Here is a 19796-nt window from a genome sequence, read left to right on the forward strand (position 1 = left end):
AACGGCCCGCTACGGGCCGTTTCTTTATCACTTATCCCATCTCGGCCTGAAGCCGGATGACCTGGCGATTCACTTCGGACATCACCAGAAGATGCTGCTTATCCTGTTTCTTTGGCAGTAGAATTTTGCCGTAGTCGAACTCAAAAGCACCAACCCCTTTTATGTACAGCCGCCCACGAAACAGGGTTTTCACATACTTGGCAACTTTTAAAGGATTGTAACGTTCGAAGATCCTCATCGTTTTACTCTCCCGTTTTATTTTTTTACGCTCTCCCTTTTGCCAACATGGCCGAGGTTCTGGAGCGCTAATGAGATAACGGATACGACTAATTAGTACTATAAAACGGCATTTAGTTCCCCACTATTCAGTATTCTTAACTGCTTTTACAGATTTTTACAGAGTAGTGTTTAAGGAAACCCCTAGCCATGAGTATAAACCTTCAAAAATAAGGGTTTTGTGCACTCGGGCACAAACCGTTTTATCTCGGAGCAGGACAGACCCGTTTCCTGAATCTACGCTTATTTCATAGCCCGATATTTCCCCTCATTGCCATCGCATCGAGCCCCACACTGAAGGACATACCATGATAAAAATACGCCACTTGCTCCTCGCGCTCTCTATCACGCCTCTGCTGGGGCTCCCAACCTTAGCCCATATGCTGGTACTCAACCAATTGGTTCCCCCCGTCGGCGTCGCAGACAGAGGAGAACTTCAGCACCTTAATAATCAGTTTAGTTATAAAAACTGGAACAGTGCGCAATTACCTGGAAAAGTGCGAGTGATACAACATATTGCTGGCCGCACCTCTGCCAAAGAGATGAACGATCCGCTCATCTCTGCACTGAAAGCCGCTAACCTACCGCATGATTATTACCAAACGACGACAATCGTGAATACCGACGATGCCATCATAGGCACCAGCATGTTTGTGCGCAGTAGTCTGGAGGACAACAAGAAAGCCTTCCCGTGGTCGCAATTCATTGTCGACAGTAACGGCAACGTACGGAAGACCTGGCAGCTACAACCGCAAAGCTCAGCTATCGCGGTGCTGGATAAACAAGGGAAAATCCGTTTCGTGAAGGATGGCGCGTTGAGCGGACAGGAAGTGCAGCAGGTGATGTCCCTGCTGCGCCAGTTGCTGGAAGAGAAATAGGACGATAACTCTACTATTTGACGTTATTAAAACCGAGATACACGGAGCGACCACGGCGTGAGGCACCCCTACGGGAACCTCATCACCGTGTTTCTCCTAAAAATATGCTTAAGCGCTCAATAATATGAGCCATCGCACTAAAGCAGTTAAAACAGGGAGACGCGAAAACCAGGGTTGAGGAAGGATTCACGCGGCGTGTAGGACAGCGGGCGCCCTTGCCAATCGTGAATCTGCGCCCCGGCAGCCACCGCCACCGCATGACCCGCGGCCGTATCCCAAATGTTGGTCGGCCCGAAGCGCGGGTAAAGCTGTGCTTCGCCTTCCGCCACCAGACAAAATTTTAGCGATGACCCAATCGCCACCGTCTGATGCTCACCCAATTGGCTAAGATAATCTTTCAGTTCACTATCAGCATGAGAGCGACTAACCACCACCAGCGGCGGATGTACCTGCTTCACCGTAATTTGCCGACACTGGCCGTTCTCTTCTTTCCAGGCTTTGCCGTCCGCCGCAGAATACATCACGTCGGTGACCGGCACATACACCACGCCCAGCACAGCCTGACCGTTCTCGATCAGCGCAATATTCACCGTAAACTCACCATTGCGGCTAAGGAACTCTTTGGTACCGTCCAGTGGATCAACCAACCAATAGCGCTGCCAGTGCCGACGGATTTCCCACTCCGGCGGATCTTCCTCTGACAGCAAAGGAATGTCAGGATACGCCGCAGCCAGCCCGTCCTTAATAACGCGATGCGCCGCAAGGTCGGCAGCCGTCACCGGTGAGTCATCTTTCTTGTGCGCAACATCGACAGGATGTTGCCCTTCGTAAACCTGCATAATCGCAGCACCAGCATCGCGAGCCAGTTGGCAAACAGTTTCTAACATGATCGACCTCGTCGTTATCGGTTACACGTAACGCAGACTTCATCTCTGTCATTCATTATACATCTGTGAGGCAATCTACGATTATTGCCATTATTGATGTCATCCTCAGCATTTAGAGACGATAATCACTTTAACTTCATCATGATATGAAAGACACCCCCGATCGCCTCACGCGTCGATAATTACCTCACAAGGAGTTACGCAATGAAGCATTCACTGGCACTCAGCCTGCTTGCTACGCTGGTCGCCACGACCGTTCATGCCGCTACTGTTGATCTACGGGTATTGGAAACTACCGATCTGCACAGCAATATGATGGACTTCGATTATTACAAGGATGCGCCAACCGATAAGTTTGGTCTGGTGCGTACCGCCAGCCTGATTCACGCCGCGCGTGAGCAGGCCACCAATAGCGTGCTGGTGGACAACGGCGATTTGATCCAAGGCAGCCCGTTAGGCGATTACATGGCCGCGAAGGGGCTGAAAGCGGGCGACGTGCACCCGGTTTATCAGGCGATGAACACGCTGGATTATTCCGTCGGCAACATCGGTAACCACGAATTCAACTATGGACTAGACTACCTGCACAAGGCGCTGTCCGGCGCGAAATTCCCTTATGTGAACGCCAACGTGCTGGATGCCAAAACAGGCAAACCGCTATTTACGCCTTACCACATTGAAAACAAATCGGTTACGGATCGCGACGGCAAACAGCATACCCTGCACATCGGCTATATTGGCTTTGTCCCGCCGCAGGTCATGGTGTGGGATAAAGCCAATCTGACGGGAAAAGTCACCGTAGAAGACATCACGGAGAGTGCCAAAAAGTGGGTGCCTGAAATGCGTAAGCAAGGTGCCGATCTGGTGATCGTTATCCCTCACTCCGGCCTTTCTGCCGAACCGTATAAAGTAATGGCGGAAAACTCTGTTTACTACCTCAGCCAAATTCCTGGGGTCGATGCGATCATGTTCGGCCATGCTCATGCGGTTTTCCCCAGCAATGACTTTGCGAACATCAAGGGCGCTGACATCAAACAGGGAACGCTTAACGGTGTGCCTGCAGTGATGCCGGGGCAATGGGGTGACCACCTCGGCGTCGTCGATTTCACGCTGAATAATGACAGCGGCACATGGAAGGTAGAACAGGCGAAAGCGGAAGCCAGACCGATCTATGACAAAGCGCAGAAGAAATCTCTGGCGGCGGAAGACGACAAGCTGGTGAAAGTGCTGTCCGATGCGCACCAGAATACGCGCGAATTTGTCAGCAAACCGATTGGTAAATCCGCAGACAACATGTATAGCTACCTGTCGCTGATTCAGGACGATCCTACGGTGCAGATCGTCAACAATGCTCAGCGCGCCTATGTGGAACACTTTATTCAGGGCGATCCCGACCTGGCCGATCTGCCGGTACTTTCCGCCGCCGCGCCGTTTAAAGCCGGTGGGCGTAAAAACGATCCTGCCAGCTATGTCGAAGTGGAAAAAGGCCAGCTCACCTTCCGTAACGCTGCCGATCTGTATCTCTACCCGAACACGCTGGTGGTGGTGAAAGTTAACGGGCAGCAGGTACAGGAGTGGCTGGAATGCTCTGCGGGTCAGTTCAAACAAATCGATCCGAGCAAGCGTGAACCACAATCTCTGCTCAACTGGGACGGCTTCCGCACCTATAACTTCGACGTGATTGATGGCGTCAATTATCAGATTGATGTGACGCAGCCTGCTCGCTATGACAACGAATGCGCGTTAATTAACGATAAATCGCACCGTATCAAAGGGCTGACGTTTAATGGCAAACCGATCGATCCCAAAGCGACCTTCCTGATTGCCACCAACAACTACCGCGCCTACGGCGAGAAATTTGCCGGTACGGGTGAGAAATATGTGGCTTTTGCATCACCGGATGAAAACCGCTCCGTTCTGGCGGCCTACATCAGCGCGGAAACGCAAAAATCGGGAGAAGTGAAACCGCAGGCGGATAACAACTGGCGCCTGGCGCCTATTGTCAGCGAGACACCGCTGGATATCCGTTTTGAAACGTCGCCGTCTGAAAAAGCCACAGCGTTTATCAAAGAGAAAGCCCAGTACCCGATGACGTCCGTCGGCAATGATGAAACAGGCTTTGCGGTTTATCGCCTTGACCTGCAACACGCTAAATAAAGGTGAACCTGCGCCGCCCTTTCGCGGCGCTTTTTTATCCGCTAGTCGCGAAACGATCCCCGCCCATTGCGATAGTACCCCTTCCCCCGCTCATGCCCGCGTCTGTCCCACTCACCGCGATCGTCCACGTAGCGAGGGGGATCAAAGCGGCGCTGATCATAATAGCGCCTGTCGCGCTGACTCTCATGCCACCAGCGGGCATCGCGCCAGCGCCAGCCATCCCAATAGTAACCGTGCTGATTACGTTCACCACGATGGTAACCTCGGTGCTCCTGCCACCAGCGCTCACTGCGCCAGTCATAGCCATCCCAGTAATTACCTCGTCTGTCACGCTCGCCGATATTCAATGTGACGCCGGGCATCAGATCGATGCTGGCTCCCTTAGCCTCTGGCGCTGGCATGACCGCAAACATTCCTACAAACAGGGCACTGATGACGAATGGCTTAAACATAGGGTAACTCCTTGCTCACCGCGACTGCGGCCTGACAGAGATATACGGGGAATTCCCCTACGTCACTATCAGATAAATACTTATTTTCCTGATTTTACCGTTCTTAACGTTTTATCTACGAGTCAGCACAGCATGCTTTTTACCGCCTACCTCGTAAGCGGTATATCCAATGATTAAAGATGTATTTAAAATGCAATTTATAAACTGCATTCGTTGAGAGGCATCATCATGGCATACCGCGATCAATCCCTGGGTGAGTTGGCTATCGCTATTCCGCGCGCGACCAAACTCTTTCGTGAACTCAATCTGGACTTCTGCTGCGGCGGAAAGCAAACGCTCAGCCGCGCGGCGGGCAAAAAAGATCTCAATATCGACGAGCTGGAAGCACAGCTAGAAAAACTGGCCGCGCAGCCTTCTGACGCGCGCGACTGGCGTGAAGCACCGCTGGCCGACATTATCGCGTACATCATCCCTCGCTTTCACGATCGCCACCGCGAACAGCTGCCAGAGCTGATTCTGATGGCAGAAAAAGTCGAGCGCGTGCATCACGATAAAGCCGACTGCCCGCACGGCCTCGCAAACCAGCTGACCGCCATCTATAACGAGCTGTCTCAGCATATGATGAAAGAAGAACGCATCCTCTTCCCGATGATCAGTCAGGGAATGGGCGCGAATGCTGCCGCACCGATTTCAGTGATGGAGCATGAGCACGATGACGCTGGACGTGATGTGGAAGTGGTCAAAGAACTGACCAACGGTGTCGTACCACCGGAAGGTGCCTGCAATACCTGGCGTGCGCTGTATTCCGGTATCAACGAATTCATTACCGATCTGATGGAACACATCCATCTGGAAAACAATTTGCTGTTCCCACGCGCGCTGCGCGGTGAGTAATGTCATTTCAATAAAAAAGTAATTAAAAACAATTTAAGTAGAAACAAAAAAGGCGCTCAGTGAGCGCCTTTCTTTTGTCTGGAGATTACAGAATTTCCAGCAGTTCCACTTCAAAAATCAGCGCGCTGAACGGCGGAATGGAAGCACCCGCGCCACGTTCGCCATACGCCAGATTGTGCGGAATATAGAGTTCCCACTTGGAACCCACTGGCATCAGCGTCAGCGCTTCAATCCAGCCTGGAATCACGCCGCTTACTGGGAATTCAGCAGGTTGACCACGCTGGACGGAGCTGTCGAACACGCTGCCGTCAATCAAACGACCAGTGTAATGCACACGAACGCGATCCTGACGAGCTGGGATCGACCCTTCACCCTGCGTCAACACGCGGAATTGCAGACCCGATTCCGTGCTGTTCACGCCTTCTTTCTGCACGTTTTCGGCCAGGAACTGCTGACCTTCTACCGCCAGCACCTGTTGGCGATCGCGACGTACCGCATCAGCACGCTCGTGAATTTCACGCAACGCACGATGAACCACATCCACAGGCACCGCAGGCGCATTACCTTCCAGCGCGTCACGTAAACCAGCAAGCAGAGCTTCTGGGATCAGGCCTTCAAGACCTGATTCCTGTAACTGTTGACCAACCTGTAAGCCGATGCCGTAACTTGCCTGCGCTTCGACGCTATCAAAAGAAGGATTTGTCATGGATGTTCCTTTTAATCTGTAAAAAACTGAAAGCGCAGCATAACAGCGACGGGGATTGGGGTAAAATCCTGTGTGCAAGTAACCACGTTAACCACACGCCAGCCAAGCCATTCAAGGAAGCGGGGCCTATACTGGTAGTTCTGATGTTGCTATCACACGGGTTGCCTTAATCATCAACGCGTTAACTGGTCAGCCCATGCGGATTATCGTTATACTGGATTGCGTTATTATTCTGATACTGTTTTTATGCCGACGCCGCGTAGCTACTGGTATAGCGTAGTGACTGGTATAGCGTTGTTAGTGACGTCATTTTTATACTGATTGTTTTTATACTGAACTGTAGTAAGAGAGGTCACCATGGGCAGAATTGCGCCCAGGAAGCGGAAAACCACCTGGGATTATCAAACGCTAGTACGCTTCTGCCAGCGAATCATCCAGCGGCAGTCCTCACATGCTGCAATCGTAGAAAATGACGGAGAACGCGAAGAGCAGGAACAACTGCCGTCTCCTTCCCTGCGTGAGCGTCTTGGTGCCATGCTACAGAAAGTCTGGCATCTGCCTGACGGTTATCACTGGATGGAACCGTTGCCGTTCTTCCATCGCCGCGGGATTTTAATCGCTATCGCACTGCTGCTCGTCGTGCTGCTCTGGCCTTACAGCGCCCAACATCCGCAGCCAGCCCGTACCACGCCCGTACCTCTTACGCAGGCAGATAATCAGGCAGCGATGCAAGCCGTGATTATTGAAAACCAGCCTTCCATACCCCAGCAGCGGCCTGCGGCTACCGAGCCTCCGACGTCATCATCAGCACCGTGGCGACAGTATGAGATCGCCTCAGGGCAAACGCTGGCCCAGCTCTTTCGCGATAACAATCTGCCTGTCAGCGATGTGTTCGCGATGGCTCAGGTGGAGGGCCGGGATAAACCGCTCAGCAATTTACGGGCAGGTCAGGCAGTTAAATTACAGCTGAATGCACAAGGCATGGTCGCCGAGCTGGAGATCGAAACCACGGCGAACCAGACGATTCGGTTTACCCGCGGGGCGGACGGTGCCTTTACGCGCACTCGCTAGCGAGCCAGCCGTTCCAATAGAAAATCGCGCAGGACGATAGCATGGTTGTGCTGCGCGTCTTTGCTGCCATAAAGCAGCGTGATTGCCTGCTTCTCTTCAAGTAACGCCAATAGCCTGCCGCACGCCGAGCCCTGCGCTAACTCATTACGATAATAATCCACAAATTCCGCCCAGCGTTCAGGTTCGGCGTGAAACCATTTCCGCAACTCGCTGCTCGGCGCGATGTCTTTAAACCACTCAACGCCCTCCAGACGCACTTTGCCGATGCCACGCGGCCACAGGCGGTCAATCAGAAAAGTATGGGGAGAGAAAGGGGCGTGCGCGTCATAAACACGGATGAGATGAATCAAGTCAGACATGCGGCCTCCGGCCTGCTTTTTAGGTATAGGTAATGATAGGTCATTTCCCGATCCCTAAAATGCAAAACGCTGGCACAAGGCCAGCGTTTCACATGTTAACTAAAGAGTTAATTCAACGATAAACGTGAATTACGCTTCAGCAACAACAACTACATTCAGTTCAGCAAAGACATCGCTGTGTACCTGGAAGCTCACTTCGTGCTCACCCAGAGTACGCAGAACGCCGTTCGGCAGGCGAACTTCGCTCTTAGCAATGTCAACACCGGCAGCCGTTACCGCATCAGCGATATCGCGAGTACCGATGGAACCGAACAGTTTACCTTCGTCGCCTGCTTTAGACGCGATGGTAACGCTACCCAGTTCTTTGATCTTAGCAGCGCGAGCTTCAGCAGCAGCCAGAACGTCAGCCAGTTTGGCTTCCAGTTCAGCACGGCGTGCTTCGAAGAACTCAACGTTTTTCTTGGTTGCCGGGACAGCTTTGCCCTGTGGAACCAGGAAGTTACGAGCATAGCCCGCTTTAACGTTTACCTGATCACCCAGGCTGCCCAGGTTTGCTACTTTATCAAGCAGAATAACTTGCATTACTTTATCCTCTCAAAGTCTCGTTAATGGACAGTGGCCGATTACTGATGACGGTCAGTGTACGGCAACAAAGACAAGTAACGCGCACGCTTGATAGCGCGGGCCAGCTGACGCTGGTATTTTGCACGAGTACCGGTGATACGGCTCGGAACAATCTTGCCGCTTTCAGTGATATAGTTTTTCAGCGTAGCGATATCTTTGTAATCAATCTCTACAACGCCTTCCGCGGTGAAACGGCAGAATTTGCGACGACGGAAATAACGTGCCATGTGGCTAGTCTCCAGAATCTATCAATTCAATCTGCTCGGCATGTAACACTATCTTGCTCAGACCATTGCGCCCTTGATGGCAGCTAATAAATCCGTGCACGGTAAGTTGCGTGCCGACCGTTATACTGTGGGTAACTGCTTGTGACGAGAGTCCGCTGACAATCACGGGCATACGACACCATGCTTGCCGACTCAATCCGGCCTCCTCCTGTGTCGAGCGGTGCTCAAGCACAAACTGACAGTGAGGAATACCTGACGGGCTGACTTTACGAATGGGCGTCTTGCACACTGTGCCGGACAACACCAGACGATTCACCGTCACCACAACAATTACTCTTCAGAATCCCCTGCATCCACATCATCGCCAGCTTCAGCGAAATCTTCACGACGCTCACGGCGTTCGTCTTTCGCTTTCACCATTGGAGATGCTTCAGTTACCGCGTGCTTAACGCGCATAACCATGCTGCGGATAACGGCATCGTTAAAGCGGAAGTTTGTTTCCAGCTCATCGATCGCTTCCTGCGGCGCTTCAACGTTCAGCAGAACGTAGTGAGCTTTGTGCAGTTTGTTGATCGGGTAAGCCAACTGACGGCGGCCCCAGTCTTCCAGACGGTGGATCGTGCCCTGCGCACCAGTGATGGTAGCAGTGTAACGCTCGATCATGCCCGGAACCTGTTCGCTCTGGTCAGGATGAACCATAAATACGATTTCGTAATGACGCATCGAATTGCTCCTTACGGATTATTCAGCCTCCTGTCTGGGTCAACCGCGGCCCGTGGAGGCAAGGAACGTGTATGTGTGCGGCTGAAAAAATGACGCGCAAGTATAGTGCACGACATTAAAGAACACAAGGAAGAAACACAGGCGTTTTCCGCATGGCGATATTCAAACAGGATTACAGTGTCCGCCGGAAGAAATCAGCGCCCGCCTGCAGCGCCGTTGGCGTAATGCGATGCCCCACGCTCGGTTCGGTCAAATACGTCAGATTAGCCAGTTTATCACGCGCCTGTAATGCCTGATAAAGACGGGCGCTTTCTGCCGCCGGCACGACATCATCCGCCTCACCATGCCATACCAGCAGCGGTCGATCGGACAACGCATCCAGACGCGTAGTGACATCATAATCCGCCAGTTTGCTCGCTAACGTCTGTAACACCGCTTGATTTTCCTCGCTATCAGCCGGAACCGGGGGAAACAGCGCGGACGATAGCGTAGAGAAATAGCCCGATCCCATAAACGCCGCCACTGCGGTAATCCAGGGATAACGCGCCATACACCCAAGCGCACTCATTCCACCGAGCGACGCACCGCAAACACCAATCCGTTCACCGTCGATCAGGCCACGTTGGCGATATTCCGCTACATAGCCGGGGAGTTCTTCAATATTCGATTGCAGAATATCCCAGAAGTGGCGCAACCGCCGTGCGTCATCCCCGTCATAGCGCGCACCGTGCATGGCCGCATCGGCCAAAATCACCCGAAATCCAGCCTGAGCCAACGCATAACCAAAATACGAGTACACCTCTTTTGACGACATGTAACCATGGTAGAAAAAAATCGTCGGTAAAGGCTGATCTCTCCTTCCCGCTGGGGCCGCGTGAATCGTTTCAATACCACTACCGAGTTTATCCAGTGACATTTCGACCATATTTCCCTCGTTTTCTGTTCTGTCAGTCTATTCTTATGTAGCGAAATCGTATTTAGCAGAAAGAGAATGGCCTTTTACGATAACCCACTCACAGCCATTTTCTTATCTCTGTGTCGTCACTGATTCCATGCTGGTTTAATTGGCGTATTTATGTAAATAAAAAAATACATTGATATAGATCAATAATTGAAATGAATGTTTACACTCCGTGATTAATTTTTTTTCACTTACTGCCGTTAACGCCTGTGAAGCAAGACTAAAAAATAACCTTTTTTATTATAAGAGACACACATATGTTGGGACTTCCTTTTAAACACTGGGGCCTGGGTATCAAGCTATCCGTTATCGCTTCACTGAGCGTGGCGATACTTTTCATTGCATTCACCCTATCCCTCACTCGATCAGCAGGCAATCAGCTCAAAGCCCTGACCCTTAACGACATGCAGAGCCAGGTGAATGGCGTCACCGACATGATCAACATGTACGATACCAGCCTACAAGCCGAGGTTAGCAACTATACGCGGCTACTGGCGAGCTTTCTGCCGACGCGGTTTTCACTGGATACGGTTAACCCCACGCCTTTTGGCAACACCTCTCACCCAACGCTTAAGGCTGGCGATACGGTATTGAACCTCAACACCGAAGTGCCAGACGACTTTTTGAGTCGTACTCACGCAATTTCAACAATTTTTGTCCGCGATGGAGAGGATTTTACGCGTGTTGCCACATCACTGAAAAAAGAAGATGGGTCGCGCGCGATGGGCACCAAACTCGATCATGAAAGTCCGGCCTATGCGCCAGTGATGAAAGGCGACACCTACAGCGGGTTAGCCACACTGTTCGGTAAACAGTACGTCACCCAGTATCAACCAATACGCGATAGTGAAAACAAGGTGATCGGTATTCTGTTCGTCGGTGTCGACATCACGAAGCAATTTACCGAGATGCAGCAAACTATCCTGAACAAGAAAATGGGTGAAACTGGCCATTTCTTTGTACTTAGCACGAAAAAAGGAAAGGATGCGGGCAACTATCTTTACCACCAAAGCAATGCCAACCAACGCCCTGACTGGTCAGAAGGTGCGTTAGAGAAAGTGCTGGCAACCGGTAATGGTACGATCGAATACGACAACAACACGATGACGGGCGAAGAGAAAACCCGAATCATGGTGTACCGCAGTATTCCGCAGTGGAACTGGATTGTTGCAGGTACGGTGAGCAAAGAAAGCCTGATGGCAGACATTAATCACACCCGTAACTTGTTTTTAGGCGGCGGCATTATTCTGGTTCTGATCTTCGCTGGATTCTTTGTCGTACTGACGCGCAAATGGTTGAGCCAGCCGCTGGTTGAAATCGTCAAAGTGGCGGAACAGTTTTCTGCCGGTAACCTGACCGCTACGCTTTCCAGCAACCGTAGCGACGAAGTTGGCCGCCTGATCGATGCCATTAACGGCATCGGACAAGGGCTAACGACCATTGTGTCGCAGGTGAGAAATTCGTCCGAAGAAATCAGTGCCAGCACCGATGCGCTGGCTGCCGATAGCGAAAATATCAGCGAGCAGATTGCCCGTCAGGCCAGTAGCGTCGAAGAGACGTCGGCCAGCATGGAGCAACTCTCCGCCAGCGTGAAGCAGAACGCCGATAACGTCTCCGCCGCCAAAGATTTGGCAGAGCAGAGCGCCGCCGCAGCACGAAACGGCAGCCAGACCGTCACCGACTCCGTTTCTACGATGAGCGACATCAAGAACTCATCGCAGCGAATTGCTGATATCACGACGGTAATCGAATCTATCGCTTTCCAGACCAATATTCTGGCACTGAATGCCGCGGTAGAAGCCGCTCGCGCAGGTGAACACGGCCGAGGTTTCGCCGTGGTTGCTGCTGAAGTGCGGGCGCTGGCACAGCGCAGCTCCACCGCGGTGAAAGAGATCGAAACCCTGATTGATGAATCACTGGAGAAAATCGAAGCAGGTTATCATTTCTCAGAAAAAACGCAGGCGGTAATGGACGACTTGCGTAACCGCATCTTGCAAGTCAGCACCATCGTGAACGATATCGATATCGCCTCACGCGAGCAGTCCGCCGGTATCAGCCAGGTGAACATCGCGATTGTACAGATTGGTCAGGCAACACAGGAAAACGCCATTCTGGTCAACAATTCGGAAGACACGGCACATAGCCTGCGCCAGAAAGGCCACCACCTCAGCGAGCTGGTTAGCGTCTTCCGTATTTAACCGCCAGTAAAATACCCGCTTTTGTGTCGCTATTTTAATCGCGCTACACAAAAGCGGCCTCTCTTATCAGTCATCGTGTTGCAGATATTGTGCAATGGCCACCACTTGCTACGGGCACAGCGGCGTCTGTTCCACCATCAGATCGAACACGGCAATCCGGCTTGTTTGCCGAGTCGATTAAGTTCATCGCGATGCGAGGCTATCCATTGCTGCTGCAAGGGCTTCAACGTCGTTGTCCGCGCCGCAATGAGCGAATCCAGGAAATCCCGCTCGCCTTCCACCGCCAAATGGAATGCTTTTATCGCCAGTTTATCCCCCTCACTGCCGGTACAGCGATTCATCGCCTGTTCATTCAAATAAACAAGCGCGATGGCTTTATCATCGTTGTTTAACGTCCAGAACCAGTCGTTTTCAGACGGCAGCGCGACCGGGCTATCCTTCCCCCGCTCACGGCACTGCTGATAGATCGAATCTAATTCATGTAATGAAGGCTCGGCATACGCACAGATCAGACTCCTTCCAAAAATTGAACAGCTTCCCTGTTAAAGAGAATGCCATCGGCCCGACGATAGCGCTACACTTCCGCTATCTACTCCTGTCAGGCTGAAACGATGAACATCGTACGGATACTTTTCTTACCCCTAATACTGATGCTGTCCGGCTGCCAGATCATACAAGGTCAGCCTGTCGCGCCACCGCCGCCTGCGGAGAAAGCGCTTGAAATTCGCTATGCGCAAGCCAGCACGCTGGAAAAAATGGGGACGATTTCGGTGAGCATGCGCGGAAACGCAGATGATGTGGATCGCGCCCTTCAACAAAAAGCCGATGCCTCTGGTGCACATTATTATGTGATTGTAATGAAATCCGAGGCTGCCACGCTCCCCAGCATGTGGTTTGCGCGCGCCGTGCTGTATCGCTGAATCTGTGGGGCAGGTTGTAAAAAATACCGGGCGGATTCCCGGTATTGTCCTGCAACGGCAAATTAATACGACATACACGCCGCATTCAGAATCCCGCCACTGAGCGAGGCGGCACAGAGAAAGGCACCAGTGGCGACATCATTATTCTGGATATGCTGGCTGAGGCGCGGCATATACAGGCGCACCGCGAAATAAATCAGTAATTGCACCACCAGCGCGACTGCGCCCCAGGTGATATAATCGACCAGACTCACCGAATTAATCGCCGCACTGGAAAGCGGGATCACATAGCCAATTAACGCCCCACCAAACCCAATAGCCGCCGTAGCGTTGTTTTCTTTAATCAGCGCCCACTCATCATGCGGCGTGATGCGGGTGTAGATAAACAGAAAGGTCAGCACCATGGCAAACCCGATAAAGAAATAGGAAGCGAAAGCGAGTAGCGACGTAACAATAGGCATAGCGATATTCCTTTTAAATGAGCCCCGTTGGCGCATCAGCAATAAATAAGAGGAAGCATGAAGAATATAGATGATTCTTGCATAGCAAAGCGTTTATACATGACTTTACGTGATAAACAACGCAGAAGCCCCAGCGGAGCGCGTTATCCCTCAACCTTCATATCCACGCGAGTCTGCTCACATTTTTTAAGAAAATAGATAAGCATTGCGCCTGAAATGCCGATAACAGATAAGGCATTTTTTATCAGTCAGATAGGTGCCTGTTTCACATTCATCACCTGTTTTTTATGCAAACACACAACAACTAATCCGTTATTGACCTGCCATGACGGTAAATAATTAATGAACGAAAGGAAGAGGTTTATGCTGCGCTGGATGTCATTTCAAAACCTGTCTGTAACGCGCAAGTTATTGGTAGGGTTTGGTTTATTGCTCATCATGGGAGTCATCCTCTCTATGGTCGGCTTTTACGGATTACACAATAGCGACCAATCGTTAAAACGCATCAGCCGTCTTGGCGCCATGTATGACAAGACCGTGGTCGCGCGAGAAGGCAACTTTGGTTATGCGCTAGAACGTAAAGCACAGTATCTGGAACAGCACGACAGTGCGATCGGTAACATTAAGGAAGAGCTGTCCGCGCTGCTGAAAGCGATCGATACGGGCTATTGGCCAGCGGAAGATAAAAGCGCCATTCAGGATATCAGTGCGTCACTCAACGCTTATATTTCACAGCGCCAGCAGGTGATGAGCCCGGATGTCAGCCAACAGCGACTCAGTGAATTGAACGAGCAGATGGCAGGATTGCAGGAAAACATCAATAAGCTTTACTTCACGGAAGAAAGCCGCGCGGGCCATAACGTCATTAGCAGCGACATACAATTGGGCGTGATTACGCTGATTGCCATCATACTCGGTCTGACCACGGCCATCCTTATCTCGCGGCAGATCGTACGCCCGTTGCATCAGGCGTTACATGCCACCCGCGCGATTGCGGAAGGCGATCTCACTATGCAGCTTCACAACGATCGTCATGATGAATTAGGCCAGTTGATTTCAGCCATGGGGCAGATGAACAGCAACCTGCACAGTATGATTGATAAAATTCGCCTCAGCGCGAACCAGATTTCCTATGCCGCTGGGGAAATTTCTGCCGGTAACACCGATCTCTCTTCTCGCACAACGCAACAGGCCGCTGCACTGGAAGAAACCGCCGCCAGTATGGAACAGCTGACGTCAACGGTGAAACAGAATGCGGATAACGCCCATCAGGCCAACCGACTGGTTATGGATGCTTCTGATACCGCGAATCAAGGGGGAGAGCAGGTTTCTAAAGCCGTCCACACTATGCACGATATCGCGCAAAGCTCCCACCGCATTGCTGAAATTACCTCAATGATCAACAGCATCGCGTTTCAAACCAATATCCTGGCGCTTAATGCTGCAGTAGAGGCAGCACGAGCCGGTGAACAAGGACGTGGTTTCGCCGTTGTCGCCAGCGAAGTGCGCAATCTGGCACAGCGTAGCGCGCAGGCCGCCAAAGAGATCGACACGCTCATTGCCGAATCAGTTTCACAGATCAATAACGGTGCAGCACTCGTTAATGGCGCGGGAAAAACAATGGAAGGGATTGTCCAGTCAGTGACGCAGGTCCACGCCATTATGAAAGATATTACTACCGCGTCTGACGAACAGCATCGCGGCATTTCTCAGGTTGGTCGGGCTATTATAGAAATGGATCAGAACACACAGCAAAACACCGTGCTGGTGGAGCAATCCTCATCTGCCGCTCAGTCGCTGGAACAGCAGGCGATCGTGCTGTCTGACGCCGTTTCCGTCTTCCGGCTTTTACAGCCTTCGCAACACGAGGTTCGCAGACTGACATCTGCTGCATAAGCACTATTTAGAACACCAACCAAAAAAATCAACGAGGTGCCTGATGGCACCTCGTTATTATTGATAGCGACGGCAATTATGCGCGCTGGCGAACGGCTTCAAACAGACACACGCCAGTAGCAACAGAGACATTCAGTGAAGACACGCTGCCCGCCATCGGAATACTGATCAGTTCATCGCAGTGTTCACGAGTCAGACGACGCATCCCTTCCCCTTCCGCGCCCATCACCAGCGCCAGCGGCCCGGTCAGCTTACTTTGGTATAAAGTATGATCCGCTTCACCCGCCGTGCCGACGATCCAGATATTACGCTCCTGCAACAGGCGCATCGTACGGGCAAGATTGGTCACGCTAATAACCGGTACAGTTTCTGCCGCACCACAGGCCACCTTCTTCACCGTCGCATTCAGTTGCGCGGAACGATCGCGTGGCACAATCACCGCGTGCACGCCAGCCCCATCCGCATTACGCAGGCAAGCGCCCAGATTGTGTGGATCAGTCACACCGTCCAATATCAGCAGGAAAGGCGTTTCCAAATTGTCTAACATCGCAGGCAGATCGTTTTCCTGATATTTCCGCCCTTCTTTGACTTTCGCTACGATCCCCTGATGCACCGCGTCTTCAGCCTGCTTATCCAGCCATTGGCGATTCGCCACTTGAATGACGATGCCCTGCGCTTCCAGCTCCGTAATAACGGACTGAAGGCGACGATCGTCGCGTCCTTTCAGAATAAAGACTTCCAGAAAACGCTGTGGATCGCGCTCAAGCAGTGCCTTAACCGCGTGGATACCGTAAATAATTTCGCTCATTGATACTCTTCAAATTGTGTAAAGCGAGATAACATTCGTCTTGCGGGTTGTAGAGACCGAAGCCTCTACAACGTCAAGCCGTTCGTTATTCCTCAGATTTCTTCTTTGCTCGTTTAGCCTTCGTCGCGGCGGCAATTTTACGCGTTTTTTCCGCGTTCTTTTTCGCTTTATCGCGGTTCTTTTTCGGCTTGGCTTTTGGCTTATCCGATTTCGCGTTGCTATCGCCTTCTTTGCGGAATGCGGCATCCGGCTCAAAGTTTGCCGGCGCTTTACTGGCGCTGCGACGACGTCGAGCTGGTTTGGCCTCACGCGACTCCGGCTTCTTCACACGGTCGCGCGCCGTTTTACCTTCGCCACGCACCTTACGCGTGCTGGAAATCAGCGCGAAATCAATGTTGCGCTCATCCATATGAACAGCTTCAACACGAATTTCGACTTCATCACCCAGACGATAAACCTGCCCGCGTGATTCGCCGATCAGCCGCTGGCCGATATTATCGTAGCGGTAGTAGTCATTATCCAGCGTGGAAACGTGCACCAGCCCATCGATAAACAAATCTTTCAGGCGTACGAAGAAGCCAAAACCGGTCACACTGGCGATAATCCCCGTAAAGACCTCACCCACGTGATCCTGCATAAAGTCGCATTTCAGCCAGTCCGCAACGTCACGCGTAGCTTCATCCGCACGGCGCTCCGTCATCGAGCAATGCATACCCAGCTGTAGCATTTCGTTAATGTCACTATGCCAGCCGCCCGTTGACGTCCAGCGCTCATGACGATCGCTCAGCAGATACTTAATCGCGCGGTGCAGCGACAGGTCAGGATAACGACGAATCGGTGACGTGAAATGGCCGTAAGACGTTAATGCCAGACCGAAGTGGCCTCGGTTCTCTGGGTCATAAATCGCCTGCTTCATTGAACGCAGCAGCATAGTTTGCAGCATTTCCCGATCGGGACGGTCAGCCAACTCGTTCATCAATTCTGCGTAATCTTTCGGCTGTGGTTTCATTCCGCCTTTCAGCGTCAGCCCCAGTTCGCCCAGTACGCTACGCAGGGCTAATACATGGTCTTCACTCGGCTGATCGTGCACACGGAACAGCGCTGGCTCTTCGTTTTTCTCCACAAATTTCGCGGCGGAGATATTCGCCAGAATCATGCACTCTTCGATCAGCTTGTGTGCATCGTTACGCACCACCGCTTCCACACGCTCGATACGGCGTTCAGCGTTGAAAATGAACTTCGCCTCTTCCGTTTCAAACGCGATGCCGCCACGCACTTCACGCGCGTGTTCAAGTGCCTTGTACATCCGGTGCAGCTCTTCCAATCCACCGACCAGCGGCTTGTAGTGCTCGCGCAGCTCGGCGTCGCCTTGCAGAATATGCCACACTTTGGTGTAGGTCAGACGCGCATGTGAACTCATCACCGCTTCATAGAACTTATAGGACGACAGCTTACCCTGTGCCGAAACGGTCATTTCACAGACCATACACAGGCGATCGACCTGCGGGTTAAGCGAACAGAGCCCGTTCGACAGGACTTCCGGCAGCATCGGCACCACCTGCGACGGGAAGTACACCGAGGTACCACGCGCCCGCGCTTCATGGTCGAGCGGCGTATTTGGCCGAACGTAATAGCTCACATCCGCAATCGCAACCCATAAGCGCCAGCCACCGCCGCGTTTCGGTTCACAGTGCACCGCGTCATCGAAATCGCGCGCATCTTCGCCGTCAATGGTGACAAGCGGCAACTTACGCAGATCCACACGGCCTTTTTTCGCGGCTTCCGGCACCTCTTCGGAGAGATCTTTCACCTGCTCTTCCACTTTAGGTGGCCAGGTGTGCGGAATATCATGGGTACGCAGGGCGATATCCACCGCCAACCCGGTACCCATGTTGTCACCGAGGATCTCGACGATCTTACCCACCGCTTTCGTGCGGCGTGTGGCGCGTTGCGTCAGCTCAACCACCACCACGAAGCCCATACGGGCACCGTTAATTTCTTCTTTCGGGATCAGAATATCGAAGCTCAGGCGGCTGTCATCCGGCACCACGAACCCAACACCGGCATCGACAAAATAGCGGCCGACAATTTGTCCGGTACGCGGTTCCAGCACGCGCACAATGCGCCCTTCACGACGCCCTTTACGATCCGCACCCAGCGGCTGTGCCAGCACTACATCGCCGTGAATCGCCCGTTTCATCTCTTCGGCCGACAGATAAAGATCGTCTTTGCGGCCTTCCACGCGCAGGAAGCCGAAACCATCGCGGTGACCAATGACCGTACCGCGCAGCAGATCGAGTTTTTCCGGCAAGGCATAGCACTGACGGCGGGTAAAAATAAGCTGACCATCACGCTCCATCGCACGCAGGCGACGGCGCAGCGCTTCGAGAGCGTCTTCTCCGGTTAATTGCAGGTCGGCGGCTAATTCTTCTCGGCTAATCGGGGTATCGCGCTTGGCGATGTGCGCCAAAATATATTCACGACTGGGGATGGGAGATTCGTATTTTTCTGCTTCTCGTTCCTGGAATGGATCTTGTGACATTGCGGTTCCTCCGTTGTCATCAGCAGGAGGCTGAACAAAACTCATTCAACCAACAATAATTTATAAAGCGGTGGGTTTTCTTTGACCATATCAGCTAGCGTGTATTGATCCAGCTCATGCAGGAAATTTTGTACTGCCTGTTGAAGCACCTGCTTTAAGCGACAGGCCGGCGTAATGTGGCAAAATTCATGGCTACAGTTAACCAGTGTGAGCGGCTCCAATTCGCGCACCACATCGCCAATTCGGATGGTTTCTGCCGGTTTCCCTAGACGGATACCGCCATTCTTGCCACGCACGGCCATCACCAACCCAGCACGACTAAGTTGATTGATAATTTTGACCATATGATTACGGGACACGCCATACACTTCCGTGACTTCCGAAATGCTGGTCATTTTCCCGCTCGGCAGCGATGCCATATAAATCAGCGCCCGCAAACCATAATCCGTAAAACTTGTTAACTGCACATAAACCTCGGATACCTCTGGGTATCATTGACTGGCGTATTGAGTACGCCCCTGAAAAACCAACGCTATTAACAGATAATAAACCAGGCGTAAACGCTACGGCTAATTATTTATACCCTTTGCGTTGAGAGAAACCTGCGTTGAGAGAAACCAGTGTGAGAAAAGCCTGTGTTGCGGGAGGCCTCTTGGCTACGCTCTTCTTGCCCAATCCTTTTCACGTCTGCCATAGCTTTTTAATTTTATCTCACCGCAACACAGATAACGTATTCTCTTTAGTGACACATACTAC

The 19796-nt window shown here is 52.0% G+C and carries 22 protein-coding genes; 7 read left to right on the top strand and 15 right to left on the bottom strand.

The annotated features are described in order from the left end of the window. Window positions 1–31 precede the first annotated feature (31 nt). Window positions 32–238 (bottom strand): DUF1107 domain-containing protein, encoded by a 207-nt coding sequence (locus H0248_RS13645; RefSeq protein WP_005974755.1) that lies wholly within the window; start codon window positions 236–238, stop codon window positions 32–34. Window positions 239–584: 346 nt separating this feature from the next. On the opposite strand from H0248_RS13645, the gene H0248_RS13650 reads away from it, so the two are divergent. Next, a complete protein-coding gene (locus tag H0248_RS13650) occupies window positions 585–1154 on the top strand; it encodes a YtfJ family protein (protein WP_180786337.1) in 570 nt (189 codons plus the stop codon). Window positions 1155–1300: 146 nt separating this feature from the next. On the opposite strand, the gene cysQ is transcribed toward H0248_RS13650, so the two are convergent. Further along, window positions 1301–2041 (bottom strand): 3'(2'),5'-bisphosphate nucleotidase CysQ, encoded by a 741-nt coding sequence (cysQ, locus tag H0248_RS13655; protein ID WP_180786338.1) that lies wholly within the window; start codon window positions 2039–2041, stop codon window positions 1301–1303. A gap of 204 nt (window positions 2042–2245) precedes the next feature. Between cysQ and H0248_RS13660 the strand changes: the two genes are divergently transcribed. Next, entirely contained in the window at window positions 2246–4198 is a 1953-nt protein-coding gene (locus tag H0248_RS13660) for a bifunctional 2',3'-cyclic-nucleotide 2'-phosphodiesterase/3'-nucleotidase (RefSeq protein ID WP_180786339.1), read from the top strand. A 41-nt stretch (window positions 4199–4239) separates the two neighbouring features. Here H0248_RS13660 and H0248_RS13665 read toward each other — a convergent pair whose 3' ends face one another. Beyond that, the gene (locus H0248_RS13665) at window positions 4240–4650 is read right to left on the bottom strand and encodes a DUF2502 domain-containing protein (RefSeq protein ID WP_180786340.1); all 411 of its coding nucleotides are present in this window, start codon (window positions 4648–4650) and stop codon (window positions 4240–4242) included. A 228-nt stretch (window positions 4651–4878) separates the two neighbouring features. Between H0248_RS13665 and ytfE the strand changes: the two genes are divergently transcribed. Beyond that, entirely contained in the window at window positions 4879–5544 is a 666-nt protein-coding gene (gene ytfE, locus H0248_RS13670; protein ID WP_010279034.1) for an iron-sulfur cluster repair protein YtfE, read from the top strand. Window positions 5545–5629: 85 nt separating this feature from the next. Here ytfE and fklB read toward each other — a convergent pair whose 3' ends face one another. Beyond that, window positions 5630–6250 (bottom strand): FKBP-type peptidyl-prolyl cis-trans isomerase, encoded by a 621-nt coding sequence (fklB, locus tag H0248_RS13675; protein ID WP_180786341.1) that lies wholly within the window; start codon window positions 6248–6250, stop codon window positions 5630–5632. 357 nt (window positions 6251–6607) lie between these two features. Here fklB and H0248_RS13680 point away from each other — a divergent pair, with 357 nt between their 5' ends. Beyond that, window positions 6608–7321, top strand: coding sequence for a LysM-like peptidoglycan-binding domain-containing protein (locus H0248_RS13680; protein ID WP_180786342.1), 714 nt, complete (start codon window positions 6608–6610; stop codon window positions 7319–7321). On the opposite strand, the gene H0248_RS13685 is transcribed toward H0248_RS13680, so the two are convergent. The 6 genes from H0248_RS13685 to yjfP all read right to left on the bottom strand — a co-directional run bounded on the left by H0248_RS13685 (window position 7318) and on the right by yjfP (window position 10179). Further along, the gene (locus tag H0248_RS13685) at window positions 7318–7680 is read right to left on the bottom strand and encodes a DUF488 domain-containing protein (protein WP_180786343.1); all 363 of its coding nucleotides are present in this window, start codon (window positions 7678–7680) and stop codon (window positions 7318–7320) included. The two genes, H0248_RS13680 and H0248_RS13685, sit on opposite strands and share 4 nt — an antisense overlap. A 129-nt stretch (window positions 7681–7809) precedes the next feature. After that, the gene (rplI, locus tag H0248_RS13690) at window positions 7810–8262 is read right to left on the bottom strand and encodes a 50S ribosomal protein L9 (protein WP_010279043.1); all 453 of its coding nucleotides are present in this window, start codon (window positions 8260–8262) and stop codon (window positions 7810–7812) included. A 41-nt stretch (window positions 8263–8303) separates the two neighbouring features. Further along, on the bottom strand, window positions 8304–8531 hold the full coding sequence (rpsR, locus tag H0248_RS13695; RefSeq protein ID WP_005974788.1) for a 30S ribosomal protein S18: 228 nt from the start codon (window positions 8529–8531) through the stop codon (window positions 8304–8306). Between the two features lie 4 nt (window positions 8532–8535). Beyond that, complete coding sequence (priB, locus tag H0248_RS13700; RefSeq protein WP_015841576.1) at window positions 8536–8856, bottom strand: primosomal replication protein N; 321 nt, start codon at window positions 8854–8856, stop codon at window positions 8536–8538. A gap of 5 nt (window positions 8857–8861) precedes the next feature. Continuing rightward, window positions 8862–9254: a 30S ribosomal protein S6 gene (gene rpsF, locus H0248_RS13705; protein ID WP_005974793.1), complete on the bottom strand. Its 393-nt coding sequence runs from the start codon at window positions 9252–9254 to the stop codon at window positions 8862–8864. A gap of 172 nt (window positions 9255–9426) precedes the next feature. After that, window positions 9427–10179, bottom strand: a complete 753-nt coding sequence (yjfP, locus tag H0248_RS13710; RefSeq protein ID WP_180786344.1) for an esterase — start codon at window positions 10177–10179, stop codon at window positions 9427–9429. Window positions 10180–10472: 293 nt separating this feature from the next. Here yjfP and H0248_RS13715 point away from each other — a divergent pair, with 293 nt between their 5' ends. Further along, window positions 10473–12413 carry a methyl-accepting chemotaxis protein gene (locus H0248_RS13715; RefSeq protein ID WP_180786345.1) on the top strand — a complete coding sequence of 647 codons (1941 nt, stop codon included), beginning with the start codon at window positions 10473–10475 and terminating at the stop codon, window positions 12411–12413. A 137-nt stretch (window positions 12414–12550) separates the two neighbouring features. Here the strand turns inward: H0248_RS13715 and H0248_RS22185 are convergent, their stop codons facing one another. Then, on the bottom strand, window positions 12551–12754 hold the full coding sequence (locus H0248_RS22185) for a hypothetical protein (protein ID WP_240345902.1): 204 nt from the start codon (window positions 12752–12754) through the stop codon (window positions 12551–12553). A gap of 270 nt (window positions 12755–13024) precedes the next feature. Here H0248_RS22185 and bsmA point away from each other — a divergent pair, with 270 nt between their 5' ends. Continuing rightward, window positions 13025–13333, top strand: a complete 309-nt coding sequence (gene bsmA / locus H0248_RS13725) for a biofilm peroxide resistance protein BsmA (protein WP_180786346.1) — start codon at window positions 13025–13027, stop codon at window positions 13331–13333. A 62-nt stretch (window positions 13334–13395) separates the two neighbouring features. Here bsmA and H0248_RS13730 read toward each other — a convergent pair whose 3' ends face one another. Then, window positions 13396–13794, bottom strand: a complete 399-nt coding sequence (locus H0248_RS13730) for a DUF350 domain-containing protein (protein ID WP_180786347.1) — start codon at window positions 13792–13794, stop codon at window positions 13396–13398. 363 nt (window positions 13795–14157) lie between these two features. On the opposite strand from H0248_RS13730, the gene H0248_RS13735 reads away from it, so the two are divergent. Next, window positions 14158–15690: a methyl-accepting chemotaxis protein gene (locus H0248_RS13735; protein ID WP_180786348.1), complete on the top strand. Its 1533-nt coding sequence runs from the start codon at window positions 14158–14160 to the stop codon at window positions 15688–15690. A gap of 76 nt (window positions 15691–15766) precedes the next feature. On the opposite strand, the gene rlmB is transcribed toward H0248_RS13735, so the two are convergent. From rlmB to nsrR, 3 genes are all read right to left on the bottom strand, one after another. Beyond that, a complete protein-coding gene (gene rlmB / locus H0248_RS13740; protein ID WP_040032596.1) occupies window positions 15767–16498 on the bottom strand; it encodes a 23S rRNA (guanosine(2251)-2'-O)-methyltransferase RlmB in 732 nt (243 codons plus the stop codon). A gap of 85 nt (window positions 16499–16583) precedes the next feature. Further along, on the bottom strand, window positions 16584–19040 hold the full coding sequence (gene rnr, locus H0248_RS13745; protein WP_180786349.1) for a ribonuclease R: 2457 nt from the start codon (window positions 19038–19040) through the stop codon (window positions 16584–16586). A 41-nt stretch (window positions 19041–19081) separates the two neighbouring features. Further along, on the bottom strand, window positions 19082–19507 hold the full coding sequence (nsrR, locus tag H0248_RS13750) for a nitric oxide-sensing transcriptional repressor NsrR (protein ID WP_005974824.1): 426 nt from the start codon (window positions 19505–19507) through the stop codon (window positions 19082–19084). Between the last annotated feature and the right edge of the window lie 289 nt (window positions 19508–19796).

The sequence above is a fragment of the Pectobacterium brasiliense genome, from assembly GCF_013449685.1.
Taxonomy (GTDB): domain Bacteria; phylum Pseudomonadota; class Gammaproteobacteria; order Enterobacterales; family Enterobacteriaceae; genus Pectobacterium; species Pectobacterium brasiliense_A.